Genomic DNA, 26656 nt, shown 5'->3' with positions numbered 1-26656 from the left:
GAGCGCCATGTCAGAGACCACCACCCCCACCACCGAGCCGCAGCAGCTCGTCGTCGTCGGCGGCGGCATGGTCGCGCGCCGACTCGTCGACGCGCTGCGTGCCCGCGACGACGCCGGCCGGTGGGCCGTCACGCTGCTGTGCGAGGAGCCGCGCGCACCCTACGACCGCGTCGCCCTCACCTCCTACTTCACCGGACGGCACCCCGAAGACCTGGCCCTCGGCGGGCAGGAGCTGTGGGACGACCCGCTCGTCACGCTCCGCCGCGGCGTCCGGGCGGAGAGTATCGACCGCGAGGCCCGGACCGTGACGACGAGCACCGGCCAGGTCCTGCCCTACGACTCCCTCGTCCTCGCGACCGGCTCCTACGCCGCCGTGCCGCCCGTGCCCGGGAAGGACCTGCGCGGGGCCTTCGTCTACCGCACGATCGACGACGTCGCCGACCTGCGCGAGTTCGTCGAGACCCGCCGCGAGGAGCTCGACCGGCCGGTCCGCGGCGCGGTCGTCGGCGGCGGCCTGCTCGGCCTCGAGGCGGCCGGGGCCCTGCGAGCGCTCGAGGTCGAGACGACGGTCGTGGAGTTCGCGCCCCGGCTCATGCCGCTGCAGGTGGACGAGGGTGGCGGCGAGGGCCTCAGGCGGCTCATCGAGGGCCTCGGTGTCTCGGTGCGCACCTCGACCGCGACGTCGAAGATCGTCGGCGAGCGCGGTGCCGTCTCCCGGATGAGGTTCACCGAGGGACCCTCGCTCGACGTCGACGTCGTCGTCTTCGCCGTGGGGGTCCGCCCGCGCGACGAGCTCGCCCGCGAGGCCGGTCTGGAGATCGGCGAGCGCGGCGGAGTCGTCGTCGACGACGCTTGTGCCACAGCCGATCCCGCGATCCACGCGATCGGTGAGGTCGCCTGCATCGGCGGTCGCTGCCTCGGCCTGGTCGCTCCCGGCTACACGATGGCAGAGATCGTCGCCGACCGGCTGCTCGGCGGCGCGGGGACCTTCCCCGGGGCCGACCTGTCGACCAAGCTCAAGCTCCTCGGTGTCGACGTCGCGAGCTTCGGCGATGCCTTCGCGCAGGAGCCCGGCTCGCTCGAGGTCGTTATCTCCGACCCGGTGGCCGGCGTCTACAAGAAGCTCGTCATGAGCGACGACGCCCGCACCCTGCGCGGCGGCATCCTCGTCGGCGACGCCAGCGCCTACTCCTCCCTTCGCCCGATGGTCGGCCGTGAGCTCGGCGGCGACCCCGCGGCCTACCTCCTGCCCGAGGGGGCTGCCGCGGCACCCGCCGGGGACCTGCCGGACGAGGCCGCGGTCTGCTCCTGCAACAACGTCACCGCAGGTGAGATCCGCTGTGCCGTCGGCGAAGGGGGCTGCACCGACCTCGCCGGGGTCAAGGCGTGCACCAGGGCGGGCACGAGCTGCGGCTCCTGCCTGCCGCTGGTCAAGAAGCTCGTGACGAGCGAGCTCGCCGCCTCCGGCGTCGAGGTGAGTAGTGCCCTGTGCGAGCACTTCGAGCAGTCGCGGGCCCAGCTCTTCGACATCGTGCGGGTCCAGGGCCTGCGGACCTTCAGCGAGATCATCGAGCGCCACGGGACCGGCCGAGGGTGCGACATCTGCAAGCCGGTCATCGGCTCGATCCTCGCCTCGCTCGGGACCGGCCACATCCTCGACGGCGAGCAGGCGGCGCTGCAGGACACCAACGACCACGTCATGGCCAACCTGCAGAAGGACGGCTCCTACTCGGTCGTCCCGCGCATCCCCGGTGGCGAGGTCACGCCCGAAGGACTCATCGCGATCGGTGAGGTCGCCAAGGACTACGGCCTCTACACCAAGATCACCGGCGGCCAGCGGATCGACCTCTTCGGCGCCCGGATGGACCAGCTGCCCGGCATCTGGCGGCGGCTGGTCGACGCGGGCTTCGAGTCGGGGCACGCCTACGGCAAGTCGCTGCGCACCGTGAAGTCGTGCGTCGGCTCGACCTGGTGCCGCTTCGGCGTCCAGGACTCCGTGGGCCTCGCGATCGACCTGGAGCTGCGCTACCGCGGGCTCCGCTCGCCGCACAAGATCAAGCTCGGCGTCTCCGGGTGCGCCCGCGAGTGCGCCGAGGCCCGCGGCAAGGACGTCGGGGTCATCGCCACCGACCACGGGTGGAATGTCTACGTCGGCGGCAACGGCGGATTCACCCCCAAGCACGCACGCCTGCTCGCCGAGGACCTCGACACCGAGACGCTCGTGCGCACCATCGACCGCTTCCTCATGTACTACGTGCGCACCGCCGACCGCCTGCAGCGCACCGCCCCCTGGGTCGAGGAGCACGAAGGGGGTCTGGAGGCGATCCGCGCCGTCGTCATGGACGACAGCCTCGGCATCGCCGACGACCTCGACGCGGCCATGGCCGCGCACGTCGGCAACTACCGCGACGAGTGGGCAGCCACGCTCGCCGACCCCGACAAGCTGGCCCGCTTCGCGTCCTTCGTCAATGCCCCGGACGCCGTCGACGACTCGCTCGCCTACGTCGGCGAGCGCGGCCAGGCCCGCCCGGCCACCCCGCAGGAGCGCTCGGACGAGTCCGTCCTCATCGCCGGCACGACACTGGAGGTCCGCTCATGACCACTGCTCCCCCGCAGACCCGGGTGCATCTGTGCGCCCTCACCGATCTCGTCCCCGAGCGTGGCGCCGTCGCCCTCGTCGACGGGTTGCAGGTCGCGCTCGTCCGCACGCACGACGATCTCGTCCACGGCATCGCCAACCTCGACCCCTACAGCGGCGCCCACGTCATCGCCCGTGGGCTCGTCGGCACGCGGGGCGGGGTCCCGACGGTCATCTCGCCGATGTACAAGCAGGTGTGGGACCTGCGCACGGGCGCCTGCCTCGACGGCGCCGGCAGCGACCCGGTCGACCTGCGGACCTGGCCCGTGGCGGTCGTCGACGGCGAGGTCTGGATCGAGCCGTCCGGCGACGAGGTGACGGGCTCCCCCTTCGACCGCAGCGTCACGTGAGCCTGCCGCAGCTGCTCGCCGGGTGCGTCGTCCTCGTCACCGGGGACCGGCGTGCCGGTGACCTGCGCGCCGCCCTCGAGCGGCGCGGTGCCCGGGTCGTGCACACCCCGGCGCTGACGATCGTGCCGCACACCGCCGACGCGGAGCTCGTGGAGCGGACCCGGGCACTGCTCGCCGCGCCACCCGACATCGTCGTCGTGACGACGGCGATCGGGTTCCGCGGGTGGGTCGAGGCGGCCGACGCCGCCGGGCTCGGCGAGGAGCTGCACGACGTGCTCGACGCCACCCGGATCATCGCCCGCGGGCCCAAGGCCCGGGGGGCGATCCAGGCCGCCGGGCACGACGCCGACTGGGTCGCCGAGTCGGAGACCTCGGTCGAGATCCGCGACTTCCTCATCACCGAAGGCGTTGCCGGACAACGCATCGCGGTCCAGCACCATGGCGCTGGGTGCGAAGAGCTCGACGTCGACCTCGCCGCCGCCGGCGCCTCGGTGACTCCCCTCGTCGTCTACCGGTGGGGCCCACCGCCGGACACCGCCGCGGTGACCTGCGGCGTGGAGCAGGCGGCGGTCGGCGACGTCGACGTCGTCGTCTTCACCTCCGCCCCCGCCGCCGCGGCCTGGCTCGACGCCGCGCAGGACGCCGGCGTCCTGCCGTCGATCATCGGCCGGGCCCGCACCGGGCGCCTCGTCGTCGCCGCCGTCGGGCCGGTCACCGCACGTCCGCTCGAGCACGTCGGCATCGCCCCGCTGCTCCCGGAGCGGGCGCGGCTGGGGTCGCTCGTGCGCGCCGTCGTCGGTCACTACGAGGCGATGGTGTCCACGGCCGTCGAGACCGTCGCCGGACCGCTGCAGCTGCGCAGCACCGCCGCCGTCCTGGGTGATCGCGTGCTCGCCGTCTCCCCGAGCGGCATGTCCGTGCTCCACCTGCTCGTCGACGCGAAGGGGGACGTCGTCACCCGCGCCGACGTCCTCGAGGTGCTGCCGGGCGACTCCGCCAGCGGTCACGCCGTCGAGGTGGCCGTCGCCCGGCTGCGCGAGGCCATCGGTGACCGTCGCGTCGTCGAGACCGTCGTCAAGCGGGGCTACCGCCTGGCCACGGCCTGAGGCAATCCGCTTGCGGCGACGGACCACCGGGTGCTCTTCATCGAGGTGCCCGGCCCGACTCCGGCAAGAACAAGATGCACTTCGACCTGCGGCCGACCGACGCCACACAGGACGAGGACGAGCGGCTGCTCTTCCGTGCGAAGGGAGCCACCCCTCCCTTCGCCGCGCCCGGGCAGATCCGTGCCACGGTGGAGCAATGCGTGCACTCGAGGACCTCACCCGCACCCTCGACCGGCTGCTGGGCGCCGGCGACCTCGCGGGCTGGGCGGTCGGCGTGGCCGATCCCGACGGAGCGAGCGTGCGCGTAGGCGGGCACGCTCGTGCGCGAGGTCTTCGACGACGCCGCGCGTGACCGGTTCGTCGAGACGGTCGCGGGCGGGCTGCTCTCGGGCGTCAGCGAGCCGGTGCGCGAGCGGGCCTTCTGGTACTGGTCGCAGGTCGACGCCGAGATGGGTCGCCGGATCGAGGAGCGGGTCCGGGCGGGCGGCGCCGACGGCGGTCCGGGCTTCGACGCGGACGACGCCGAGGCGCGGGAGCCGCGGACGATCCGGGAGAGCGACACCAACGCCGCGACCTGACCGTCGGGTCGCGGTGCCCGCACCTCAACCGGCGGGCTGCTCGGGGTCCGGCGGGGTGTCTGCCCCGTCGGCCTCGTCGCGCTCCGCCCACCCGAGGAGCGGCGTGAGGTCGAAGGCCTCGTCGTCGATCGTCGCGTGGAGGTCGCCGAGCTCGGCGAAGCGCCCGGGCACCGTCGCGATGGTGCAGTCCTGCGGCTCGACGTCGGCGACCTCGTCCCACGTGATCGGCGTCGAGACCGTGGCCCGGGCGTTGCCGCGGACGGAGTAGGCGGCGGCGATCGTGTGGTCGCGCGCGTTCTGGTTGTAGTCGACGAAGACGGCGGTGGGGTCGCGGTCCTTGCGCCACCAGGTCGTCGTCACGTCGTCCGGCGCCCGCCGCTCGACCTCGCGGGCGAAGGCCAGCGCCGCGCGCCGTACCTCGCCGAAGTCGTGCTCCGGCCGGACCCGCACGTAGACGTGCAGCCCGTTGCCGCCCGAGGTCTTGGGGTACCCGGTCATCCCGAGGTCGTCGAGGACCTCGTGGACGACGCCGGCGACCCGGCGCACCCGCTCGAAGGGGGCCTGCGGCATGGGGTCGAGGTCGATCCGCCACTCGTCAGGCCGGTCGACGTCGCTGCGGCGCACGTTCCACGGGTGCAGCTCGACGGTGCTCATCTGGACCGCCCAGATGATCTCGGCGAGCTCGGTGGGGCACAGCTCGTCGGCGGTCAGGTCGTAGCGGGGGAAGTGCAGCTCGACCGTCTTGACCCAGTCCGGTGCGCCCTTCGGGAGTCGCTTCTGGTGGACCTTCGGGCCGTCGATCCCCTTCGGGTAGCGGTGCAGCATCGTCGGCCGGTCGCGCAGCGCCCGGACGATCCCGTCGCCGACGGCGAGGTAGTACCGCGCGAGGTCGAGCTTGGTCACCCCGGCCTCGGGGAAGTAGACCCGCTCGGGCGAGGAGATGCGCACGTCGCGCCCGCCGACGTCGAGGTGGACGTCGTCACCGTGCTCGCTGGTCATGGGTCGAGACTACGGCGAAGGGGGTGACCCCAGCCTGCGGACGAGGGGAGCCAGGCCGAGCCACCACTGGTCGAGCGGGCGGCGGGCCTGCCAGTCGACGAGGTGGTCCATGGCGGCGACCGGGGTGGCCGTCAGCTCTCCCCGTTGCAGGCCCACCATGACGGCCGGGCTGGTGCCGGTGGTCACCGCGTCGTCCAGGGCGTCGATCGCGCGGGCGGCGAGCCGGGTCGCGAGCACCCGGTCGAAGGGGGAGGGCCGGCCGCCCTGCTGGGTGTGCCCGAGCACGATGGGCCGGACGTCGAAGTCGCCGTGCGACTCCGCCTCGAAGAGCGTCGTGAGCACGTCGGTCGTGTACTCCTCGTCGGCGCCCTCGCTGCGCACGACGAGGAAGAGCTTGCCGCCCGCCTCGAAGCGCTCGCGCATCGCGGCGATGTCGTCACGCACGGTGTCGAGGGTGACGCCGTCCTCGGGCAGGTGGACCCGCTCGGCGCCTCCGGCGAGGGAGGACATGAGGGCGAGGTAGCCGCACCGACGTCCCATGACCTCGACGACGAAGCACCGTCGCGCCGCCATCGCGGACGCCTTGATCTGGTCGATCGCGGTGACGATCTGCTGCAGCGCGGTGTCGGCGCCGACGGAGAGCTCGGTGGCCGGGAGGTTGTTGTCGATGCTCGCCGGGACGCAGACGACCGGGATCTCGAGACCGGGGTGCTCGCCGCGCGCCCGGTCGAGCCGGTGGGCCAGCTCGTAGGCGTCGAAGCCGCCGACGAGCAGCAGGGCGTCGATCCCGTGCGCCGCGAGGGCTTCGGCGACCCGGCCGGACGTCTCGGGGGCGAAGGGGTCGCGCCGGCTGCCGAGGGCCGCGCCGGCATCGGCGACCCAGCTCTCGACGTCGTGCGGTGCGAGGTCGACGAGGTGACCGTCGAGGAGCCCGCGCAGACCCCCTTCGACCCCGACGAAGGCCAGCCCGCGACCGCTGCCGAGCCGGACCGCCGCCCGGACGGCGGTGTTCATCCCCGGCGCGAGCGCGCCGACGTGGAGGATCGCGACGCGGGCGCGCGGGTCGGTGGGCGCCTCCGCAGGCGCCCCGAGCTCGTGGACGAGCCGGTCGAGCGCGGCGAAGGAGTGCCCGCGCCCGGCCATCGCCTCGTCGTAGCGGCCCTCGTCGACCAGGCGGGAGACCTGCCGGTTGCGGCGGACGGCGGGCAGCAGCGCGGAGCGATGGGCCCGGTTGTGCCGCACGCCGATCACCTGCGGCTCGGGGTCGCCGGTGAGCAGGACATCGATCGCCGTGGCGCCCATCGTCGTCGCCATCGAGCGGTCGTACGCGCTCGGCGTCCCGCCGCGCTGGACGTGGCCGAGGATCGTGCTGCGGGCGTCCTCACCCAGCCCCTGGGCGAGCAGCTCGCGGACCATCTCGGTGGAGATCGGCTGCCCGTCGCGGTCGCGCGCACCCTCGGCGACGACGACGGTGCTGTCGCGCCGACCGAGGCTGCGACCGGCCCGCAGGCTCGTCGCGAGCCGGGTGCCCCAGTCGGGACCGGGCGGGTCCTCGGGGATGAAGGTCGCGTCGCACGACCCGGCGACCGCCGAGGCGAGGGCGAGGTACCCGCAGCGGCGCCCCATGACCTCGACGACGAAGGCCCGCTGGTGGCTCGCGGCGGTCGAGGAGATCGAGTCGAGCGCGTCGACGATCCGGTGCAGCGCGGAGTCTGCGCCGATCGTCATGTCGGTGCCGACCATGTCGTTGTCGATCGAGCCGACGATCCCGCAGACGTGCAGCCGGGGGTGCGCGTCGGCGTCGGCCTGCTCCAGCTCGCCGGCGGTGACGAGCTCGGCGAGCAGCTCCGGCCACAGCTCGGCGAGCTCTGCCGCGCCCGCGAGCGAGCCGTCGCCGCCGATGACGACGACCCGGTCGATCCGCTGCTGGACGAGGTGGAGGAGCGCCCGCCTCATCCCTTCGCGCTCGCGGAACGCCGGGCACCGCGCGGTCCCCAGCACGGTCCCGCCCCGGTGCTGGATGCCGGCGACGTCGTCCCAGCCGAGGCGCCGGATGCCCGACCCGCCGTCGACCGCACCCTGCCATCCCTCGAGCACGCCGTAGACCTGGGCGCCCCGCTCGAGACCGCTGCGGACGGCCGAGCGGAGCGCGGCGTTCATGCCGGGGGCGTCGCCGCCGCTCGTGAGGACCGCGATCCGGGGCTGGCGAGCGCTCATGCCCCCAGTCAACCCTCCGCCCCGCTCCCGGTCGAGGTGGGGGGATGACGGGGGCCGCCACGGTCGTTCGCACGAGCCTTGGCTCGTGCGAACGGGTCCCGCCACCGGTCCATCGCACGAGCCTTGGCTCGTGCGACGGGGGGAGAGGGGTGTCACCGGCCCGACGTAGGGTTGGACCCGAGATGAGCAGCCTCTTCGACGACCTCCCCGACGCACTCCCCGGCGACTGGACCAGCGCCGTGACCGACGCCGGCGTCCCCACCTGGGCGATGACCGACGAGGGGCCCTCCCGCACCGGCGAGCACCCCCCTTCGCGCCCCTCCCAGGACCCCGCGGAGCTGCTCGAGGGGCTCAACCCGGAGCAGCGCGAGGCCGTCCTCCACGAGGGCGGGCCGCTGCTCATCGTCGCCGGCGCCGGCTCCGGCAAGACCCGCGTCCTGACCCACCGGATCGCCCACCTCCTCGCGGCCCGCGGTGTGCAGCCGGGGCAGGTCCTCGCGATCACCTTCACCAACAAGGCCGCCGCCGAGATGCGCGAGCGGGTCGAGGCTCTCGTCGGCCCGCGGGCCAAGGCGATGTGGGTCATGACCTTCCACTCCGCGTGCGTGCGCATCCTGCGCCGCGAGGCGAGCAAGGTGGGGATGAAGAGCAGCTTCTCCATCTACGACGCCGCCGACAGCCAGCGGCTCATCGCGATGGTCATGCGCGACCTCGACCTCGACCCGAAGCGCTACCCGCCGCGCTCCTTCGCCCACGAGATCTCCAACCTCAAGAACGAGCTCGTCGACGAGGAGGAGTTCGCGCGCAAGGCGGGCAGCGAGCACGACGCCGACGCGGGCATCGCCTCCGGCGGCGGCCAGCGCGACCAGGTGCTCGCCGAGGTCTACACGATGTACCAGCGGCGGCTGCGGCAGGCCAACGCGCTCGACTTCGACGACATCATCATGACGACGGTGAGCATCCTCCAGGCCTTCCCGGAGGTAGCCGAGCACTACCGGCGCCGCTTCCGGCACGTCATGGTCGACGAGTACCAGGACACCAACCACGCGCAGTACATGCTCATCCGCACGCTCGTCGGCGGACTCGAGCCGGAGGGCGAGCGCGACCCGCATGCCGTCGAGCCGAGCGAGCTCGTCGTCGTCGGTGACGCCGACCAGTCGATCTACGCCTTCCGCGGCGCGACGATCCGCAACATCGTCGAGTTCGAGCAGGACTACCCCGACGCGCGCACGATCCTCCTGGAGCAGAACTACCGCTCCACCGACACGATCCTGCGGGCCGCCAACTCGGTCATCGAGCGCAACGAGTCACGCCGCAAGAAGCGGCTGTGGACCGAGGCCGGCGCCGGCGCCCCGATCGTCGGCTATGTCGCGGACAACGAGCACGACGAGGCGAGCTTCATCGCCACCCGCATCGACTCCCTCTCCGACGAGCACGGGGTGCGCCCCGGCGACGTCGCCGTCTTCTACCGGACCAACGCGCAGTCCCGCGCGATCGAGGAGGTCTTCGTCCGGGTCGGCCTGCCCTACAAGGTCGTCGGCGGCACCCGCTTCTACGAGCGCCGCGAGATCAAGGACGCCCTGGCCTACCTGCGCGTCATCGCCAACCCGACCGACACCGTCAACCTGCGGCGCATCCTCAACGTCCCCAAGCGGGGCATCGGTGACCGGGCCGAGGCGGCCGTGGCCGCGCTTGCCGAGCGTGAGCGGATCCCCTTCGTCGCGGCGCTCGGGCGACCGGAGGACGCCCCGGGCCTGGTCACCCGGTCCGTCACCGCGATCCGGGGTTTCACCTCGCTGCTCGAGGGGCTGCAGCGGGTCCGCGAGGAGGGCGAGGGGGTGGGCGACCTCCTCACGGCCGTCCTGGAGCGCTCCGGCTACGTCGAGGAGCTGCGGCAGAGCCGCGACCCGCAGGACGAGACCCGGCTGGAGAACCTCGCCGAGCTCGTCGCGGTGGCCCGCGAGTTCGACGCGACCCGCGTGGCGACGGGGGAGGAGATCAGCCTCGACGACTTCCTCGAGCAGGTGAGCCTGGTCGCCGACGCCGACGAGATCCCCGACGCCCCGGCCGACGCCGAGGGCGCCGCGCAGGCCGAGGAGCAGGGCGTCATCACGCTCATGACGCTGCACACGGCCAAGGGGCTGGAGTTCCCCGTCGTCTTCCTCACCGGCATGGAGGACGGCACCTTCCCGCACATGCGCTCGCTTGGCAAGAGCTCCGAGCTCGAGGAGGAGCGGCGGCTCGCCTACGTCGGCATCACGCGGGCGCGCGAGCGCCTGCACCTGTCGCGCGCGACGGTCCGCTCGGCCTTCGGCACGCCGTCGTACAACCCCGAGTCGCGCTTCCTCGGCGAGATCCCGGAGGAGCTCATCACGTGGGAGCGGACCGGGCCGACCTCGCCGGTCGCCCGTCGGGGCGAGCCCGCCGTCGCACGGCTCGCGGCGCGACCGGGCGTGCGCTCACCGGGCAACCGGCCGGTCATCGCGCTGTCCGCCGGCGACAAGGTGACGCACGACGCCTTCGGCCTCGGCACGGTCATCCGGGTCGAGGGCCAGGACCAGAAGGCGATGGCGCACGTCGACTTCGGTGGCGAGACCGGGGTCAAGCGGCTGCTGCTGCGCTACGCGCCGCTCGAGAAGCTGTAGGCACAGACGAAGGGAGGGCCGCACCGGATCGGTGCGGCCCTCCCTCGTGCTCGCTGAGGTGCGAGGAGCTCTGCGACGAGCCTCGAGGCGCGGCTCAGTAGTGCAGGCCCTTGCCCGCGAGCCAGGCCTGCGGGGGCACGGGTGCGCCGCCGCCGGGGTGGATCTCGAGGTGGAGGTGCGGGCCGGTGGAGCGGCCGGTGTTACCGGAGAGCCCGACGGTCTGGCCGGTGCTGACCTGCTGGCCGACCGAGACGTGGATGGCGCTCATGTGGCCGTACCGCGAGATGGTGCCGTCGCTGTACTTGATGTCGACCATCGTGCCGTAGCCGCTCTGCTGGCCGGCGAAGACCACGACGCCGTTGCTCATGGAGCGCAGGGGGGTGCCGACGGCGACGCCGAAGTCGTCACCGGCGTGCAGGCGGCCCCAGCGCGGGCCGAAGCCGGAGGTGAGGACCGGGTTGGCGAGGGGGAGGACCCAGGTGCCCTCCGCGATGGTGGCCTTGCCGTCCGCGCCGACCTTGACGCTGTCGGGGGAGACGCCCATGTCCTCGGCGGCGGCCTTCTTGGCCTGCTCGCGCTTCTTCGCGGCGATCGCCTTGCGCTTCTTGTCGCGCGCGATCCGCTGACGCTCCTGCTGGCGACCCTGGCTCTCGGCGACCGAGAGATTGCTCTCCTGGCGGCGCTCAGCGAGGTCGCTGTACGTCGCGACCGTCTCGGCCACCTCGGTCTTCGAGCGCTGGGCGAGGGCCGGGTCCGTGAGAGCGGTCTGGGCCTTGGCCTGCGGCGCCCCGAAGGCAGCGAGCTGGGTGCCGTTGATCCCGGAGGTCAGCGCGCTGCTCTGGGCGGCGGTGGCACCGCCTGCGGAGAGCACGAGCGTCGCGGCAGCGGCGGTCGGCAGGGCGTAACCGGCGGTCAGGGCCTTCGGCAGGCGGCGCCGGCCCTCAAGGGCACGGCGCTCGGCACGGGTCTGCGGGCGATGGCGCCCGACATAGTTCGACATACAGCTGAGTCCTCGCAGGGGGTCGTGGACAAACCTCGGCGAGCCTAGCGTGACCACTTCGTTACACAAAATGCGAGCCCCGGAGGGCCCCACGAAGCGTCTATGTCTGCTCGCCCCGGACGACACGTCCGGCTGCGTCGGCTGACCGAGAGCCCAGGCAACCTCGCCCAAGGGGGCTGGCGCACCCCCTTCGCCCGAAGAGTGACGCACCTCACCCACCGCAGCCTCCCCTGCGGCCCTCACGTCATCGACCCTGCGCAGTCGCCACGCCGACGTGACGGTCGGGTACTGCTGAGGTTGGAGGAGGCGAAGGGGGGTCCGTCGCCAGATCTCGTGGCGCCAAGGGTGAACCTCAGCAGGACACGTCAGCGGTGAGTGGTCACGGTGTCGGGCGAGAGGGAGGTAGGAGCCTTGGCTCGTGCGGTGGGCGGGCGAAGGGGGGTGACGGTCAGGGGGCGATCGCGGTGACCGAGGCGGTCGGCTCGCCCTCGTGGTCGAGCTGGGTCAGGCTCGTGCAGATCCGGTGGGTGATGCTCGGGAGGATCGGCAGGGAGAGGTGGCCCGCCCCGCTGAGCTCGACGTTGGTGACCTTGAGGTCCGGGTGGCGCAGCTCGGCGTAGTGCGCGGGGAAGATCGCCTCGTCGACGTCGGACCAGAAGCAGAGGAAGCGGGTCGAGCAGCCCGGGACCGGCCGGGCCAGCTCGCGCACCAGGGGGCTGCCGGGGGAGAGCTGCCGGGTGATCGGCAGCGGCAGGAGGCGGGCGAGGTGCGTCCCGTGGTGGGGCGAGCCGAGGGTGACGACCGTGTGGACCCGCTCGTCACCGCCGAGGCGGGTGACGTAGTAGCGGGCGATGAGGCCGCCGAGGCTGTGCGCCACGATGTGGATCCGCTCGTAGTCGGTCTCCTCGCAGATCTCCTCGACCTCCCGGGCCAGCTGGGCCGCCGCGGTGCGCACGTCCTGGGTGAGCGGGGAGTAGTTCATCGAGTAGACCCGGCTGAAGCCCCGTCGCTGCAGACCGCGACGCAGCAGCGCGAAGATCGAGTGGTTGTCGGCCATGCCGTGCAGCAGCAGGATCGGGGTCCCGCTCTCCGCGACCCCAGCGACGACCCGGCCGCGCTGGAGCGGGGAGAGGTGCTCGATCCGGTAGCGGTGACCGGCGCTGCCGCGCTTGGGCGCCATCGCGCCGAGGGGGTAGAGCGCGATGTGGCTCAGTCCCCAGGTCGTCTCGATGACCGACCCGAGCAACGCGTGCGGGCTCGCCATCGCCCGTGCCCGCTCGAGCAGCATCTGCCCGAGTCCCTCGAAGCGCTCCTCGACCGGAGGGCCCGGGATCGGGAGGTGGATCGGCAGCGGCGACATGGTCTCCCGACAGTAACCGCCGGTCGGGGTGCGTGGGCCCGGTTGCCGACCCTTTCGACCGTTGACGGGGATCGCGTTCCCGAGGGCCGGTCCGGGTGTGCCCGGCCCGCGCCTCGCGGTCTAGGCTCGCAGGTACACCTTCGGGGCCACGCCACCGTGTCGGCCCTGTGTCGAGAAAGAGGACGGATAACGCTCGTGGATCTCTTCGAGTACCAAGCACGTGACGTGTTCGAGAAGCATGGTGTCCCGGTCCTGGCCGGCGCCGTCGCCACCACCCCGGCCGAGGCGCGTGCCGCTGCCGAGGAGATCGGTGCCAAGAGCGGCGGGGTCACCGTCGTCAAGGCACAGGTCAAGACCGGCGGCCGAGGCAAGGCCGGCGGCGTCAAGGTCGCCAAGACGGTCGACGAGGCCGAGCAGCACGCCGAGGCCATCCTCGGGATGGACATCAAGGGCCACACCGTCCACCAGGTGATGATCGCCCAGGGCGCGCAGATCGCCGAGGAGTACTACTTCTCGATCCTGCTCGACCGCGCGAACCGCAGCTACCTCGCCATGTGCTCCGTCGAGGGCGGCATGGACATCGAGCAGCTCGCCGAGGAGCGCCCCGAGGCGCTCGCCAAGGTCGAGGTCGACCCCAACGTCGGCATCGACGACGCCAAGGCCCAGGAGATCGTGGAGGCGGCCGGCTTCGACGCGGAGACCGCAGCGAAGGTCGCACCGGTCCTCAAGACGCTGTGGACGGTCTACTCCGAGGAGGACGCGACCCTCGTCGAGGTCAACCCGCTCGTCAAGACCGAGGCCGGCGACATCGTCGCCCTCGACGGCAAGGTGACGCTCGACGCGAACGCCGACTTCCGTCAGCCCGACCACGCCGCCCTCGAGGACGAGGCCGCGGCCGACCCGCTCGAGGCCAAGGCCAAGGGCATGGGCCTCAACTACGTCAAGCTCGACGGCAACGTCGGCATCATCGGCAACGGCGCGGGCCTGGTCATGAGCACCCTCGACGTCGTCGCCTACGCGGGCGAGGACCACACCGACGGCGTGAGCAAGCCGGCGAACTTCCTCGACATCGGTGGCGGTGCCTCGGCCGAGGTCATGGCCAACGGTCTCGACGTCATCCTCCACGACGAGCAGGTCAAGTCCGTCTTCGTCAACGTCTTCGGCGGCATCACCGCGTGCGACGCGGTCGCCAACGGCATCGTCGGCGCCCTCAAGACCCTGGGGGACGAGGCCTCCAAGCCGCTCGTCGTGCGCCTCGACGGCAACAACGTGGTCGAGGGCCGCCAGATCCTGGCGGACTTCAACCACCCGCTGGTGACCATCGAAGAGACCATGGACGGCGCGGCCCGCAAGGCCGCCGAGCTGGCCGCGAAGTAAGGGACGCAGACAACAATGGCAATCTTCCTCAACGAGAACTCCAAGGTCATCGTCCAGGGCATGACCGGCTCCGAGGGCATGAAGCACACGACGCGCATGCTCGCCTCGGGCACCGACGTCGTCGGTGGCGTCAACCCGAAGAAGGCCGGCCAGACGGTTGACTTCCCGGAGGGCAAGCAGGTCCCCGTCTTCGGCTCCGTCGCCGACGCGATGAAGGAGACCGGCGCTGACGTGTCCGTCGTCTTCGTGCCGCCGGCCTTCGCCAAGAGCGCCGTCATCGAGGCGATCGACGCGGGCATCGGCCTCGCCGTCGTCATCACCGAGGGCATCGCGGTCAAGGACTCCGCGGAGTTCTACAACTACTCCAAGGGCAAGGGCACCCGAATCATCGGCCCGAACTGCCCGGGCATCATCAGCCCCGGCAAGTCCAACGCGGGCATCATCCCCGCCGACATCGCCGGCCCCGGCCGGATCGGCCTCGTGTCCAAGTCGGGCACGCTGACCTACCAGATGATGTACGAGCTGCGTGACTTCGGCTTCTCGACCGGTGTCGGCATCGGTGGCGACCCGATCATCGGCACGACGCACATCGACTGCCTCGAGGCCTTCGAGAACGACCCCGAGACCGACGCGATCGTCATGATCGGCGAGATCGGTGGCGACGCCGAGGAGCGGGCCGCGGCCTACATCAAGGACAACGTGACCAAGCCGGTCGTCGGCTACGTCGCGGGCTTCATGGCTCCCGAGGGCAAGACGATGGGCCACGCCGGCGCCATCGTCTCCGGCTCGTCGGGCACCGCCCAGGCCAAGAAGGAGGCCCTCGAGGCCGCCGGGGTCAAGGTCGGTAAGACGCCGTCGGAGACGGCCGAGCTCATGCGCGAGATCATGAAGGGTCTCGGCGGCTGAGGCTCACGTCTCCCCAGCACGAAGGGGGATCGCCGCGGGTCAGCCCGCGACGGTCCCCCTTCGTCGTGCCGGGGCGCGAACCGCCCGGCGGATGTGATGCAGATTTCAACGGAACCACCCGGACTTCGCTGATGCGGACGTGGTCGAGGGCCTATCGTTCGAGGTACAGCGCCGACCCGGTCGACACCCCCTGCTCCCGGGTCGGCGTTGTGCTGTCCGGGCGCGACTTCTGCGACTCCCCGGCGTTGCTCCCGCGAGACCTCGCCCGGGTGACCGACGATGGCAGCAATGACCGTCATCGACCGCATCCGCGCCGTGACCGCCGACGAGCAGGGGGACTCGCGCCCTGAGCTCGCCGCGGCGTCGCACGGTGCCCTGACGGCGCTCGCGTCGTGGGCGCTCGTCGTCCTCGTCACGGTCGTCGCGGTGACCACGGCAGGTGGCCCGGTGGGCTCGGCCGTGGGCGCCGGGTCTGCCGTCTGGCTCGGCCTGGGTGGGGCCCGCCTCGGTCTCGGCGCGGCCACCGTCGCCCTCGTGCCGCTGCTCGCCCTGGCGGCCGTCGTCGTCGCCGCCCGGCTCGGCGCCCGCCGCTCCCTCACCGACCTCGACGGGTCCCCGTTCGTCGAGGGTGGGGTCCGCGACCAGCTGGCCTCTCCCGTCCTGCGCCGCTGCCTGGCCTGGCTCGGCGGTTACGCCGGCGTGGCCCTCCTCGCGTGGGCCGTCAGCGCTGCGGGGCCCTTCGCCGTGCGGGCGCTGAGCGTCGTCCTGCCGGTGCTGCTCGTGCCGCTCCTCGCTCTCGTGCTGGCCCAGCCGGCTCTCGTCGAGCCGCTGGCCGAGCGGCTGCCCGCGTCGCTGCGCCGAGGGCTTGTCCCCGGCCTCAAGGGGGCAGGGGCCCTGGTCGCGGTCGGCTCGCTCCTCGTCGTGGCGATGGTCGTGCTGCACATCTCCCGGGTCCTGCACGTCCACTCCGAGCTCGGCGCAGGGGTGGGTGGTGGCCTCCTCCTCGGTGCGCTGCAGGCGCTCTCGCTGCCCAACCTCGCGCTCTGGGGCGTCTCGTGGCTCGCCGGTCCCGGCTTCTCGGTCTCGCTCGGCGCGGACACGACGTGGGTGGAGTCGCAGACCTCGCTGCTGCCGATGGTGCCGGTGCTCGCCGCCCACCCCGACCCGGGTGCCTTCCCGTGGGTCGTGCGGGCCGTCGTCCTCGTGCCGGTGGCCGTCGGCGCCTGGGTCGCGCGTGACGCGCTCCGTGGCCTCCCGCGCCTCTCGCGCACCTCGACGAAGGCCTCGGCAGTCGCCTCCGCTGTCGGGGTGGCGGCTGTGACGCTCGGTCTGCTCGACGCCCTCGGTGGCGGTTCGCTCGGGGCTGATCGCCTCGCTGACATCGGTGCCCCGGCGTTGCGGATGGTCCTCGCCCTGATCGTCACCCTCGGGATCGGCGCGGCTGTGATGCTCGCGCGCGACTGGTGGCGGCTGCGCCGCTGACCCTGCGGGATAGATTCGCCCCGTGCGTCTCGTCGTCCTCGTCTCCGGCTCCGGCACTAACCTCCAGGCGATCCTCGATGCCTGCGAGGACCCGTCCTTCGGCTGCGAGGTCGTCGCGGTGGGCGCTGACCGCCCGGCCATCGCCGGGCTGGACCGCGCGGAGCGAAGGGGGGTCCCCACCTTCGTCGTCGCGGTTGCCGACCACCCTGACCGGGCGAGCTGGGACGCGGCCCTCGCCGACGCAATCGGGGCGCACGACCCCGACCTCGTCGTCTCGGCCGGCTTCATGAAGATCCTCGGCCCGGCGGTGCTCGAGCGTTTCGGCGGCAGGGTCATCAACACCCACCCGGCGCTGCTGCCGTCCTTCCCCGGCGCCCACGGTGTCCGCGACGCCATGGCCCACGGGGTCAAGGTGACGGGCTGCACCTGCCACTACGTCGACGCGGGCGTCGACACCGGCCCGATCATCGCTCAGCGCGCGGTGGCGGTCGAGGACGACGACACCGAGGGGAGCCTCCACGAGCGGATCAAGGTCGTCGAGCGGGAGATGCTCGTCTGCGTCCTGCGCGAGTTGGGGGAGCGGCACCGCTCGGCCTAGGCTGGTCGCATCACGACTGGCGAAGGTGGGTCACCACCGGGGAGTGGACGAAGGGTGCGCATCGCCCGCCTGGGTGCGGCCCGAGGAGTACCGCCTACCCTAGGAGCCCTCATGGCCGTCACCGTCTCCCAGCCCGGTCCCACCGAGGACGTCCGCCCGGTCCGCCGCGCCCTCGTCTCGGTCTTCGACAAGTCTGGCCTCGAGGACCTCGTCCGTGGCCTCGCCGGCGAAGGGGTGGAGCTCGTCTCGACTGGCGGCTCGGCTGCCCTCATCGAGGGCCTGGGTTTGCCGGTGACGAAGGTCGAGGAGCTCACCGGATTCCCCGAGTGCCTCGAGGGCCGGGTCAAGACCCTCCACCCGATGGTCCACGCCGGGCTGCTCGCCGACACCCGCAAGCCCGACCATCTCAGCCAGCTCGACGAGCTGGGGGTCGTCCCCTTCGACCTGGTCGTCGTCAACCTCTACCCCTTCGCCCAGACCGTCGCCTCGGGCGCCGAGCACGACCAGGTCGTCGAGAACATCGACATCGGCGGGCCCTCGATGGTCCGCGCGGCCGCCAAGAACCACCCGAGCGTTGCGGTCGTCGTCGACCCGGCCCGGTACGACGACGTCCTGAGCGCGGTCCGCTCGGGCGGCTTCACCTTCGAGCAGCGCAAGGCTCTGGCCGCCCAGGCCTTCGTCCACACCGCCGAGTACGACACCGCGGTCGCGTCGTGGATGGGCAGCCAGTACGTCGCCACCGACGACGGCACGGGCTTCCCCTCCTGGATGGGCGCGACGTGGACCCGTCAGGACGTCCTGCGCTACGGCGAGAACCCCCACCAGTCGGCCGCGATCTACGTCACCGAGGGCGCGGCTGGCCTGGCGCAGGCCGAGCAGCTCCACGGCAAGGCGATGTCGTACAACAACTACATCGACGCCGACGCGGCCCTCCGCGCCGCCTACGACCACGGCGACCAGCCGACCGTCGCCGTCATCAAGCACGCGAACCCGTGCGGCATCGCCGTCGGCACCGACATCGCCGAGGCCCACCGCAAGGCCCACGACTGCGACCCGGTGAGCGCCTTCGGCGGGATCATCGCGACGAACCGGCCCGTGACCAAGGCGATGGCCGACACCGTCAAGGACATCTTCACCGAGGTCGTCGTGGCTCCGGCCTTCGACGACGACGCACTCGCGGTCCTCACGGGGAAGAAGAACATCCGCCTCATCACGTGCGCCGCGCCGACCCCCGGTGGCCTCGAGACCCGGCCGGTCTCCGGCGGTCTGCTCGTCCAGCAGCGCGACGCCATCGACGCGCAGATCGAGCGCGGCGAGGACGACAAGCCGACTCAGGGGTACGGCGACGACGCGTCGCGCTGGACCCTCGTGGCCGGTGAGGCCGCCGACGAGGCGACCCTCGCCGACCTGCAGTTCGCGTGGCGCGCGGTGCGCGCCGTGAAGTCCAACGCGATCCTCCTCGCGAAGGACAAGGCGTCGGTCGGCGTCGGCATGGGCCAGGTCAACCGGGTCGATTCCTGCCACCTCGCGGTCAACCGGGCCGGGGAGGACCGGGCGACAGGGGCCGTCGCGGCCTCGGACGCCTTCTTCCCCTTCGCCGACGGGCTACGGGTCCTCCTCGATGCGGGAATCCGCGCTGTCGTCGCCCCCGGTGGCTCGATGCGTGACGCCGAGGTCGTCGAGGCCGCGCAGGCGGCCGGGGTGACGCTCTACTTCACGGGCACCCGGCACTTCGCTCACTGAGCCCGTGGCCACCGACGAGCGGCACGACGATCCCCAGCACGCGGTCGCCCTCGTCGCGGCCACCCTCGGCGGGGTCCTCGTCACCGGGCAGTCCCGGATGAACGGCGAGCTGTCGCGCACCATCGAGGCGCCGATCCAGGCAGCGGTCTACAGCTTCGGGTCCGGTCTCCTCCTGCTCCTGGCGCTCCTTGTCGTCCCGGACATCCGCGCCGGGATCGCTCGGATCCGCGACGCGCTGCGCGAGGGCAGGCTGCGCTGGTGGCAATGTCTCGGCGGCATGGGCGGCGCGCTCTTCGTCGCCGTCCAGACCTATGCGGTGCCGCTCGTCGGGGTCGCGGTCTTCACCGTCGCCACGGTCGCCGGGCAGACCGGCAACGCGCTCGTCGTGGACCGGTTCGGCATCGGACCGGGCGGGCGCCGCCCGGTCGCTCTGGGTCGCGTGCTCGCCGCAGGACTAGCGATCGTCGGAGTCGCCATCACCGTGAGCGGATCCCTGGGCGAAGGGGGCCTGGCCGTCCTGCCGGTCGTCCTCGCCGTCCTCGTCGGGGGAGGGGTCGCCCTGCAGCAGGGGGTCAATGCCCGGGTCAACCTCGAGAGCCTCAACGTCCTGTCGACGACGGCTCAGCACTTCGCGACCGGGACGACGCTCCTGCTCGTCATCGCGGCGGTCCAGCTCGGTCGTGGTAGCTACTCGCCGACCGACTTCGATGGTGTCCCGTGGTGGGCGTGGTGGGGCGGCCTTCTCGGGATCGCCTACATCGCGATCGCGGCGTGGGCGGTGCAGCACGTCGGGGTCCTCGTCTTCGGCCTCGCGCTGCTCACCGGCCAGCTCGGGTCGGCGCTGCTCGTGGACGTGCTGTGGCCCACCGCCGGGCGCGAGGTGAACCTGTCGATGGTGCTCGGCCTCGCCGTGACCTTAGCCGCTGCTGCGCTCGCCGGGTGGTTCGCCCGGCCTCGGCGCCGGGTGCGAGGATGAGTGCCGTGACAGCGACAATCCTCGACGGCAAGGCCGTGCTGGCCGACATCAAGCGCGAGCTGGCGGTGCGGGTCGCCGCCCTCAAGGAGCGCGGTATCACGCCCGGGCTGGGCACCGTCCTCGTCGGTGACGACCCGGGGAGCCACTGGTACGTCGGCGCGAAGCACAAGGACTGCGCCGAGATCGGCATCACGAGCATCCGCCATGACCTGCCGGCGACAGCGACGCTCGAGGAGGTGCTCGAGGTCGTCCACGGGCTCAACGAGGACCCGGCCTGCACCGGCTTCATCGTCCAGCAGCCGACGGGTCTGGACGAGAACGCGATCCTCTCGGCCGTCGACCCGGTCAAGGACGTCGACGGGCTGCACCCGACGAACCTCGGCTGGCTCGTCCTCGGCAAGGAGGCGCCGTTGCCGTGCACGCCCGTGGGCTGCGTCGAGCTGCTGCGCCGTTACGACGTGCCGATCGCCGGTGCGCACGTCGCCATCGTCGGCCGTGGCATCACCGTCGGCCGCCCGCTGAGCCTCATCCTCACCCGACGCAGCGAGAACGCGACGACGGTCTCGTGCCACACGGGGACGCGCGACCTCGCCGCCGAGGTCAGGCAGGCCGACATCGTGGTCGCCGCGGCCGGCGTGCCCGGCATCATCACCAAGGACATGGTGAAGCCGGGTGCAGCGGTGCTCGACGTCGGCGTCAGCCGGGTCGTCGCCGAGGACGGCCGCAGCGTGGTCGCCGGTGATGTCGCGCCCGACGTCGCCGAGGTCGCCGGCTGGATCAGCCCCAACCCCGGTGGGGTCGGCCCGATGACGCGCGCCATGCTCCTGAGCAACGTCGTCGCTGCCGCCGAACGTCAGCTCTGAGGCCGACGTGCCCGACGAGCAGCCCCCCATGGGGGTCGAGACCGAGGCTCGGGTCATCGATGCCGAGGTCCGGCCCCCCGCAACGAGCACGCTCGGAGCCTGGTGGATCGTCGTCCTCGCGGGCGCCAGCGGTCTCGTGCTGCTGGCCTTCGACCGGCTGCGGTGGGCGGTGGTCGCTCTCGCGATCTCGCTGTGGCTCGGCGCCGCGATCCGGGCCGTCGTGCCGGAGCGGACGGCCGGTGGTCTCGTCGTGCGCTCGCGGGCCTTCGACGTCGTCGCTCTCGTCGTGCTCGGGGCGGCGGTCCTCACCGCGGGGCTGGCCTTGCGTCGCACCTGACCGTCTGTCGCAGTACGCCCGAAGGGGTGTGGCGCGGCCCCGGGTGCCGGTAGAAGTGTGCGAGAGACCCCTCCATTGGGGAGGGTCGTTCGGAGCCGGGAGAGGCCTGGCTCGGTCTCACAAGGGGGAAACTTCATATGAGGGCACGACATGCTGGTGCAGGTCTGACCGCGCTGGTCCTGACAGCCGGGGGCCTGACTCTCGCCGCGGGTGTCGCTTCTGCCGATCCGGCGACCCACGTCAACATCTGCCACGCGACGGGGACTCCCGACGACGCGGGCAACGGTTACGTCGCCATCGCGCCCTCCGAGGCCGGGACGTACAACGGGCACCTCCAGCTCACGGACGACGGGGAGCTCGTCGTCGAGGAGGGCCACCGCGCCGACATCATCCCCCCCTTCTCCTACACGTGGCGGGGCGAGACGCGTCACTTCGACGGCCAGAACTGGGACGCCGAGGGCCAGGACATCTGGGCTGACGGTGCCTGCGACGGTGACGGCGAGGTCACGCCCACGACGCCACCGACCTCGACCACCACGACGACGGAGCCGCCCACGACCACCACCACGACGGAGCCGCCCACGACCACCACCACGACGGAGCCGCCCACGACCACCACGACGACGGACGCCGGGACGACGCCGCCGACGACCACCACGACGACGGACGCCGGGACGACGCCGCCGACGACCACCACGACGACGGACGGCGAGACGACGCCGCCTACGGGCACCGAGCCGCCTCCGACGTCGACCACCGGCGACGATGAGGACGACGACACGCCGCCTGACACGTCGACGCCGCCGCCGAGCTCGACGGGTGGCGACCCGACGCCGCCGCCTGGCGCCGGCCCGCCGACGCCGGGCGTGGTCCACACCGACGGTGGCCCGCTCGGTTCACCGGCCGCCCCGCTCGCCCTGCTCGGGCTGGTCGGCGCCGGCCTGGCGGCCGAGATCGCCCGACGCAAGCTCGCGTACTCGCGTCAGCACTGACCCGTCACCACGGCGAAGGGGTTCCCACCAGCTGGTGGGAACCCCTTCGGTCTGTGCGGGAGGTCGGCTCAGATGAGGCCGAGACCCTTGACCGCCTCGCGCTCCTCCTCGAGCTCGGCGACCGACGCGTCGATCTTCGAGCGGGAGAAGTCGTTGACGTCGAGGCCCTGGACGATGCTCCACTCGCCACCGGAGACGGTGACCGGGAAGGAGCTGATGAGGCCCTCCGGGACGCCGTAGGAGCCGTCGGAGACGACCGACATCGAGACCCAGTCACCCTCGGGGGTGCCGAGGGCCCAGTCGCGGGCGTGGTCGACGGTCGCCGAGGCGGCCGACGCGGCGGAGGACGCACCGCGCGCCTCGATGATCGCCGCGCCGCGCTTGGCGACGGTGGGGATGAAGGTGCCCTCCAGCCACTCCTGGTCGCCGACCGCTTCGGCGGCGTTCTTGCCGCCAACCTCGGCGTTGAAGAGGTCCGGGTACTGGGTGGCGGAGTGGTTGCCCCAGATCGTCATCTTCTTGATCTCGGTGACCGGGACGCCGAGCTTGGCGGAGAGCTGGCTGATCGCCCGGTTGTGGTCGAGGCGGGTCAGCGCGGAGAAGCGCTCCTTGGGGATGTCGGGAGCGTTGCTCATCGCGATGAGCGCGTTGGTGTTCGCGGGGTTGCCAGTGACGGTGACCCGGATGTCGTCGGCCGCGACCTTGTTGAGGGCCGCGCCCTGCGGCGCGAAGATCCCGCCGTTCGCCTCGAGGAGGTCACCGCGCTCCATGCCGGGACCGCGGGGGCGGGCGCCGACGAGCAGGGCGTGGTTGACGCCGTCGAAGACCTTCTCCGGGTCGTCGCCGATCTCGACACCGGCGAGGGTCGGGAAGGCGCAGTCCTCGAGCTCCATGACGACACCCTCGAGCGCCTTGAGGGCGGGGGTGATCTCGAGCAGGCGCAGCTCGACCGGGGTGTCCGGGCCGAAGATGGAGCCGCTGGCGATGCGGAAGAGAAGGCTGTAGCCGATCTGGCCGGCGGCGCCGGTGACGGCGACCTTGACGGGAGTGGTGCTCACTGGGACTCGAACCCCTTCGTACGGCGGCAGTTACCTCTCCACCCTAGTGCGGAGACGGGCCGGCCGGGCCCCCGGCCTGCGAGGATCAGTCGCGGATCTTCACCTCGATGTCGACGCCGGAGCGGTCCTCACCGGTGATGAAGGCGTAGGTGGCTCCGGCGATGGCGGCACCCACGATCGGCGCCACCCAGAAGAGCCACAGCTGCCCCGCTGCGCCGTCCTGGAAGAAGGCGACCGCCGTGGAACGGGCCGGGTTGACGGAGGTGTTGCTGATCGGGATGGAGATGAGGTGGATGAGCGTCAGCGCCATACCGATCGCGATCGGGGCGAAGCCGACCGGTGCCCGCCCGTCCGTGGCGCCGAGGATGACGTAGAGGAAGAAGGCGGTGAGGACGACCTCGGCGATGAGGACCGCGACGAGGCTGTAGCCGCCGGGGGAGTGCTCGGCGTAGCCGTTGGCTGCGAAGCCGGCGCCGGCGTCGAAGCCGTCCTTGCCGGAGGCGATGGCGTAGAGCACGCCACCGGCGAGCAGGCCGGCGACGACCTGGGTCCCGATGTAGGCCGGGACGTCCTTCCAGGCGAATCGCTTGGCAATCGCAGCACCGATCGTCACGGCCGGGTTGAAGTGTCCGCCGGAGACGTGGCCGACGGCGTACGCCATCGTCAGGACGGTCAGACCGAAGGCGAGCGAGACGCCGACGAAGCCGATCCCGAGACCGGTGTCGGTGTCGTCCGCCATGTGCTGCGCGGCGAAGATCGCGCTGCCGCAGCCGCCGAGGACGAGCCAGAAGGTGCCGAGGGCCTCGGCACCGAGGCGGTGGGCGAGCTTAGGGGTACGCATGAGTGATCTGCTCCTGCAGGTCGAGGGTGAGGTGGTCGTCCGACAGCTGTGTCGAGGGGGCACCGCAGGTGCCCTGTATCACGACGAGACCAGTGTGCCCAAACGCTGCGTCGCCCGCACGATCTGCCGGCCCTCGGCGCGGGGGCGCGGCCTGCGGCGTCGCGGGCGATAGCCTTCGACGCAGCCTGCGGCCGACCGGTGAGCAGGGATGAGGAGAGACGGATGAGCACACGGTGGGGAATGGCGGGGCTGATCGCCATGGTCCTGGCGGACATCCTCCTCGTGGCCTGGGCGCTCGGGCTCGTCGGAGGCGAGAGCGACACCGCCCGGCCCCAGCGCCCGGCGCAGACGACGAGCGCGACCTCGTCCACCTCGAGCCCGACCCCGGCCCCGTCGCCGGAGAGCCAGGCGTCGACGGTCCTCCTTGACGCGGCGAGCGCCTCCCATGCCCTTCGTTCCGCCTATGCCCCGTGCACGACGGACGGCCCGACGACCGCCGAGGTCGAGCGCACCGATGACGGCGGCGCGACGTGGGAGGCTACCGAGGTGCAGGCGAGGAGCGTCCTGCGCGTGCGGATGATGAGCGAGCAGCAGGGCTTCGCGGTCGTCGCCGACGACGACTGCGAGCCGGCGGTCCTCACGACGGCGGACGGCGGGGCGACCTTCAGCGGACCCGGACCGGCGACGGCGACGTGGGGTCTGTGGCCGGAGGCAGGGCCCGAGGTCCTCGTCCCGGGCGGCCGTCCCGCGAAGGCCTGCGCGGCAGGCGACGCCGTGGCTCTCAGCGCCGCCGACGGTCAGCTCGCCCTCGTCCTCTGCGACGACGGATCGGTCCGTCGCACCGCTGACGCCGGCCAGACCTGGGCCGACGCCGGTGACGTCGACGGCGCGGTGAGCCTGGCCGTCCGGGACGACCAGGTCGCGGTGCTCCTGACGTCGGACGGCTGCGAGGGGGTCGGCGTGAGGACCGGTGACCTCGGCGAGTCGCTCGACCTCGGGAGCGAGACGGCCTGCGTCGAAGGGGTGTCCGCACCGGCCGCCGTCGCGGTCGCCGAGGAGGGTGGCTGGGTTTCCGGTCAGAGCAAGACGCGGGTGACCTCGGACGCGACCGGCTGGACCCTCTCCTAGCTGTCGGCCTGGGGCATGATGACCCCATCAGCCTTGACGGATCGGAGCTCTACCGGTGACTCCCCAACGTGGACGACAGTCGCTCGGCGGACTGGTCGTCCTCACGATCATCGTGGGCTACCTGCTGGAGCAGTTCACCAGTCGTGTCATCGACGGCACCCGGGTCGTGGCGTCCGCCTCGGGTGGCTTCACCTACGTCTCTTCGTCGAGCTACTCGCGGTGGGTCACCTTGCTCACTCTTGCAGTGGTCCTTGCCCTGACCGGGTTGGCACTGATCAGGACGCGGTTCCGGCAGGATCCCCGGTCGCTGTACGCGGTGCTGTGGATGGGCTTCGTCGCGTGGTGGATCGCGGCGGTGTGGGTGCTCCAGCGCTCCGGGACCCAGAACACGATGATCGTCCAGGTGCTGGTGGTCGCAGGAACCGCGGCAGTTCTCGCGGACCCGCCGAATCGCCTCACCATCCAACGGCTCGACCTCGTTCGTGACGTGATGATCGTCGTGAGCCTGCTCATCAGTCTTGGCCTGCCGGAGATCGGCCAGCAACCGTGCCGCGCCGACAAGTGCGGGATCTTCGGCGGGATGGCGACAGGCTTCTTCGAGCACGAGAACCTCGCCGCTGCGGCGACGATCGGGCTGTTCCCCGCCCTCGCAGCCCAGACGTCTGCCCTGCGCAGGGTGGTATCAACCGTCCTCGTCGTGGTGATGTGCCTGGCAACTGCCAGCCGTGCCTCGTTGCTCGCCATGGCCGTGCTCATCGTCTTCTTCCTGTGCACGTCGCGGAGGGCTCAGCGAGGGGTCTACTTCCCCGCAGTCTGGAAGATGCTCCCGGCGGCTGGTCTGGGGGTGTCGCTGCTGGTCTTCCTGACCGCCTCGGGGAGCGAGCTGACGAGCCGTGGGGTCATCTACGACGCCATCCGGGACGAGTTCCATGGTGTGGCGGTCGCCATTGGCTCCGGAGCCGACACCATGGTGCGGGTCTACGCCAACAGCGAGATCAACTTCTTCGTGAGCCATGAGCATGGGCAGGCGCCCCATCTCCTGTCGCACACGGGAGCGATCGGTCTGACCATCTTCTTCGTCATGCTCCTGGCGGCACTGCGTCTCGACCTCCGCGACGACGGGTCTGTCTTCGCGCTCGCCACGCTCATCGCGATGGCGGTGATCGCGCCGTTGGAGGTGTCGTGGAACCTGGGCGCTGCTGCCATGGGCGTGGGTCTCATGGTGAGTGCTGTCGGTTTCGCCGTCGACACGTCGGAGCGCGCCCGGCTCTCTCAGCCCGACCCCGATGAGCACGATCTGGAGGGCGCGCAGACAGACCGCTGGGTAGAGAGCCCCCAGCCGTCTGGTGGGGCGTAGGTTTGACGCGTGATGCTCCTTCGGACGGTCCTGCGGCTGCCGCTCGTGGCGCTCTACCTCATGGCACCTGCGACGACGCGGGCACTGATCGACGCAGATGCGCGT

22 protein-coding genes and 1 riboswitch are annotated in these 26656 nt (G+C 72.0%); of the genes, 16 read left to right on the top strand and 6 right to left on the bottom strand.

Annotation, left to right across the window (positions count from 1 at the left end):
* Nucleotides 1–7 precede the first annotated feature (7 nt).
* The 4 genes from nirB (at nucleotide 8) to JNO54_RS12885 (ending at nucleotide 4672) form a co-directional block, all read left to right on the top strand.
* Nucleotides 8–2599, top strand: a complete 2592-nt coding sequence (gene nirB, locus JNO54_RS12900; RefSeq protein ID WP_204144255.1) for a nitrite reductase large subunit NirB — start codon at nucleotides 8–10, stop codon at nucleotides 2597–2599.
* A complete protein-coding gene (locus JNO54_RS12895) occupies nucleotides 2596–2988 on the top strand; it encodes a nitrite reductase small subunit NirD (RefSeq protein ID WP_068322328.1) in 393 nt (130 codons plus the stop codon). The genes nirB and JNO54_RS12895 overlap by 4 nt, the downstream gene beginning before the upstream one ends.
* The gene (locus tag JNO54_RS12890; RefSeq protein ID WP_204144254.1) at nucleotides 2985–4094 is read left to right on the top strand and encodes a uroporphyrinogen-III synthase; all 1110 of its coding nucleotides are present in this window, start codon (nucleotides 2985–2987) and stop codon (nucleotides 4092–4094) included. The genes JNO54_RS12895 and JNO54_RS12890 overlap by 4 nt, the downstream gene beginning before the upstream one ends.
* A gap of 320 nt (nucleotides 4095–4414) precedes the next feature.
* Nucleotides 4415–4672, top strand: a complete 258-nt coding sequence (locus JNO54_RS12885; RefSeq protein ID WP_204144253.1) for a catalase-related domain-containing protein — start codon at nucleotides 4415–4417, stop codon at nucleotides 4670–4672.
* Between the two features lie 24 nt (nucleotides 4673–4696).
* Here the strand turns inward: JNO54_RS12885 and ligD are convergent, their stop codons facing one another.
* Both ligD and JNO54_RS12875 read right to left on the bottom strand, forming a co-directional pair.
* A complete protein-coding gene (gene ligD / locus JNO54_RS12880; protein WP_204144252.1) occupies nucleotides 4697–5671 on the bottom strand; it encodes a non-homologous end-joining DNA ligase in 975 nt (324 codons plus the stop codon).
* Between the two features lie 9 nt (nucleotides 5672–5680).
* The gene (locus JNO54_RS12875; protein ID WP_204144251.1) at nucleotides 5681–7888 is read right to left on the bottom strand and encodes a 6-phosphofructokinase; all 2208 of its coding nucleotides are present in this window, start codon (nucleotides 7886–7888) and stop codon (nucleotides 5681–5683) included.
* 182 nt (nucleotides 7889–8070) lie between these two features.
* Between JNO54_RS12875 and pcrA the strand changes: the two genes are divergently transcribed.
* Nucleotides 8071–10533, top strand: coding sequence for a DNA helicase PcrA (pcrA, locus tag JNO54_RS12870; protein ID WP_204144250.1), 2463 nt, complete (start codon nucleotides 8071–8073; stop codon nucleotides 10531–10533).
* Between the two features lie 94 nt (nucleotides 10534–10627).
* On the opposite strand, the gene JNO54_RS12865 is transcribed toward pcrA, so the two are convergent.
* Together JNO54_RS12865 and JNO54_RS12860 are read right to left on the bottom strand one after the other, a co-directional pair.
* The gene (locus JNO54_RS12865; protein WP_204144249.1) at nucleotides 10628–11533 is read right to left on the bottom strand and encodes a M23 family metallopeptidase; all 906 of its coding nucleotides are present in this window, start codon (nucleotides 11531–11533) and stop codon (nucleotides 10628–10630) included.
* 448 nt (nucleotides 11534–11981) lie between these two features.
* The gene (locus JNO54_RS12860; RefSeq protein WP_233703252.1) at nucleotides 11982–12893 is read right to left on the bottom strand and encodes an esterase/lipase family protein; all 912 of its coding nucleotides are present in this window, start codon (nucleotides 12891–12893) and stop codon (nucleotides 11982–11984) included.
* Nucleotides 12894–13088: 195 nt separating this feature from the next.
* On the opposite strand from JNO54_RS12860, the gene sucC reads away from it, so the two are divergent.
* The 9 genes from sucC (at nucleotide 13089) to JNO54_RS12815 (ending at nucleotide 22167) form a co-directional block, all read left to right on the top strand.
* Complete coding sequence (gene sucC / locus JNO54_RS12855; protein WP_204144248.1) at nucleotides 13089–14270, top strand: ADP-forming succinate--CoA ligase subunit beta; 1182 nt, start codon at nucleotides 13089–13091, stop codon at nucleotides 14268–14270.
* Between the two features lie 15 nt (nucleotides 14271–14285).
* Nucleotides 14286–15176: a succinate--CoA ligase subunit alpha gene (sucD, locus tag JNO54_RS12850; protein ID WP_204144247.1), complete on the top strand. Its 891-nt coding sequence runs from the start codon at nucleotides 14286–14288 to the stop codon at nucleotides 15174–15176.
* A gap of 279 nt (nucleotides 15177–15455) precedes the next feature.
* Complete coding sequence (locus JNO54_RS12845) at nucleotides 15456–16658, top strand: cell division protein PerM (protein ID WP_204144246.1); 1203 nt, start codon at nucleotides 15456–15458, stop codon at nucleotides 16656–16658.
* Nucleotides 16659–16680: 22 nt separating this feature from the next.
* Nucleotides 16681–17256, top strand: coding sequence for a phosphoribosylglycinamide formyltransferase (gene purN / locus JNO54_RS12840; protein ID WP_204144245.1), 576 nt, complete (start codon nucleotides 16681–16683; stop codon nucleotides 17254–17256).
* 2 nt (nucleotides 17257–17258) lie between these two features.
* A riboswitch (ZMP/ZTP riboswitch) is annotated at nucleotides 17259–17338 on the top strand.
* A 29-nt stretch (nucleotides 17339–17367) separates the two neighbouring features.
* Entirely contained in the window at nucleotides 17368–18999 is a 1632-nt protein-coding gene (gene purH / locus JNO54_RS12835) for a bifunctional phosphoribosylaminoimidazolecarboxamide formyltransferase/IMP cyclohydrolase (RefSeq protein WP_204144244.1), read from the top strand.
* Between the two features lie 4 nt (nucleotides 19000–19003).
* The gene (locus tag JNO54_RS15040; RefSeq protein ID WP_204144243.1) at nucleotides 19004–19975 is read left to right on the top strand and encodes a DMT family transporter; all 972 of its coding nucleotides are present in this window, start codon (nucleotides 19004–19006) and stop codon (nucleotides 19973–19975) included.
* A gap of 5 nt (nucleotides 19976–19980) precedes the next feature.
* A complete protein-coding gene (locus JNO54_RS12825; RefSeq protein ID WP_204144242.1) occupies nucleotides 19981–20838 on the top strand; it encodes a bifunctional methylenetetrahydrofolate dehydrogenase/methenyltetrahydrofolate cyclohydrolase in 858 nt (285 codons plus the stop codon).
* Nucleotides 20839–20866: 28 nt separating this feature from the next.
* Entirely contained in the window at nucleotides 20867–21175 is a 309-nt protein-coding gene (locus tag JNO54_RS12820) for a DUF3017 domain-containing protein (protein WP_204144241.1), read from the top strand.
* A gap of 137 nt (nucleotides 21176–21312) precedes the next feature.
* Nucleotides 21313–22167, top strand: coding sequence for a hypothetical protein (locus JNO54_RS12815; RefSeq protein WP_204144240.1), 855 nt, complete (start codon nucleotides 21313–21315; stop codon nucleotides 22165–22167).
* A gap of 68 nt (nucleotides 22168–22235) precedes the next feature.
* On the opposite strand, the gene JNO54_RS12810 is transcribed toward JNO54_RS12815, so the two are convergent.
* Nucleotides 22236–23225, bottom strand: a complete 990-nt coding sequence (locus JNO54_RS12810) for a malate dehydrogenase (RefSeq protein ID WP_204144239.1) — start codon at nucleotides 23223–23225, stop codon at nucleotides 22236–22238.
* An 85-nt stretch (nucleotides 23226–23310) separates the two neighbouring features.
* Nucleotides 23311–24066 (bottom strand): aquaporin Z, encoded by a 756-nt coding sequence (aqpZ, locus tag JNO54_RS12805; protein ID WP_204144238.1) that lies wholly within the window; start codon nucleotides 24064–24066, stop codon nucleotides 23311–23313.
* Nucleotides 24067–24288: 222 nt separating this feature from the next.
* On the opposite strand from aqpZ, the gene JNO54_RS12800 reads away from it, so the two are divergent.
* Both JNO54_RS12800 and JNO54_RS12795 read left to right on the top strand, forming a co-directional pair.
* The gene (locus tag JNO54_RS12800) at nucleotides 24289–25194 is read left to right on the top strand and encodes a beta propeller repeat protein (RefSeq protein WP_204144237.1); all 906 of its coding nucleotides are present in this window, start codon (nucleotides 24289–24291) and stop codon (nucleotides 25192–25194) included.
* A gap of 55 nt (nucleotides 25195–25249) precedes the next feature.
* Nucleotides 25250–26551 carry a hypothetical protein gene (locus tag JNO54_RS12795; protein ID WP_204144236.1) on the top strand — a complete coding sequence of 434 codons (1302 nt, stop codon included), beginning with the start codon at nucleotides 25250–25252 and terminating at the stop codon, nucleotides 26549–26551.
* The last annotated feature ends 105 nt before the right edge of the window (nucleotides 26552–26656 follow it).

Source organism: Janibacter endophyticus (assembly GCF_016888335.1).
In the GTDB taxonomy this organism is placed as follows: Bacteria; Actinomycetota; Actinomycetes; order Actinomycetales; family Dermatophilaceae; genus Marihabitans; species Marihabitans endophyticum.
The sequence above is the reverse complement of the archived record's forward strand: the minus strand, read 5'-3'. Positions and strand labels throughout refer to the sequence as shown.

Bases quoted from the DNA above. Each gene is read 5' to 3' on its own strand.
- JNO54_RS12815 (WP_204144240.1), top strand. From the start codon at position 21,313: ATGAGGGCACGACATGCTGGTGCAGGTCTGACCGCGCTGGTCCTGACA.
- JNO54_RS12800 (WP_204144237.1), top strand. From the start codon at position 24,289: ATGAGCACACGGTGGGGAATGGCGGGGCTGATCGCCATGGTCCTGGCG.
- JNO54_RS12860 (WP_233703252.1), bottom strand. From the start codon at position 12,893: ATGTCGCCGCTGCCGATCCACCTCCCGATCCCGGGCCCTCCGGTCGAG.
- JNO54_RS12845 (WP_204144246.1), top strand. From the start codon at position 15,456: ATGGCAGCAATGACCGTCATCGACCGCATCCGCGCCGTGACCGCCGAC.
- JNO54_RS12875 (WP_204144251.1), bottom strand. From the start codon at position 7,888: ATGAGCGCTCGCCAGCCCCGGATCGCGGTCCTCACGAGCGGCGGCGAC.
- nirB (WP_204144255.1), top strand. From the start codon at position 8: ATGTCAGAGACCACCACCCCCACCACCGAGCCGCAGCAGCTCGTCGTC.
- pcrA (WP_204144250.1), top strand. From the start codon at position 8,071: ATGAGCAGCCTCTTCGACGACCTCCCCGACGCACTCCCCGGCGACTGG.
- sucD (WP_204144247.1), top strand. From the start codon at position 14,286: ATGGCAATCTTCCTCAACGAGAACTCCAAGGTCATCGTCCAGGGCATG.
- JNO54_RS12895 (WP_068322328.1), top strand. From the start codon at position 2,596: ATGACCACTGCTCCCCCGCAGACCCGGGTGCATCTGTGCGCCCTCACC.
- purH (WP_204144244.1), top strand. From the start codon at position 17,368: ATGGCCGTCACCGTCTCCCAGCCCGGTCCCACCGAGGACGTCCGCCCG.
- aqpZ (WP_204144238.1), bottom strand. From the start codon at position 24,066: ATGCGTACCCCTAAGCTCGCCCACCGCCTCGGTGCCGAGGCCCTCGGC.
- JNO54_RS12820 (WP_204144241.1), top strand. From the start codon at position 20,867: ATGGGGGTCGAGACCGAGGCTCGGGTCATCGATGCCGAGGTCCGGCCC.
- JNO54_RS12865 (WP_204144249.1), bottom strand. From the start codon at position 11,533: ATGTCGAACTATGTCGGGCGCCATCGCCCGCAGACCCGTGCCGAGCGC.
- ligD (WP_204144252.1), bottom strand. From the start codon at position 5,671: ATGACCAGCGAGCACGGTGACGACGTCCACCTCGACGTCGGCGGGCGC.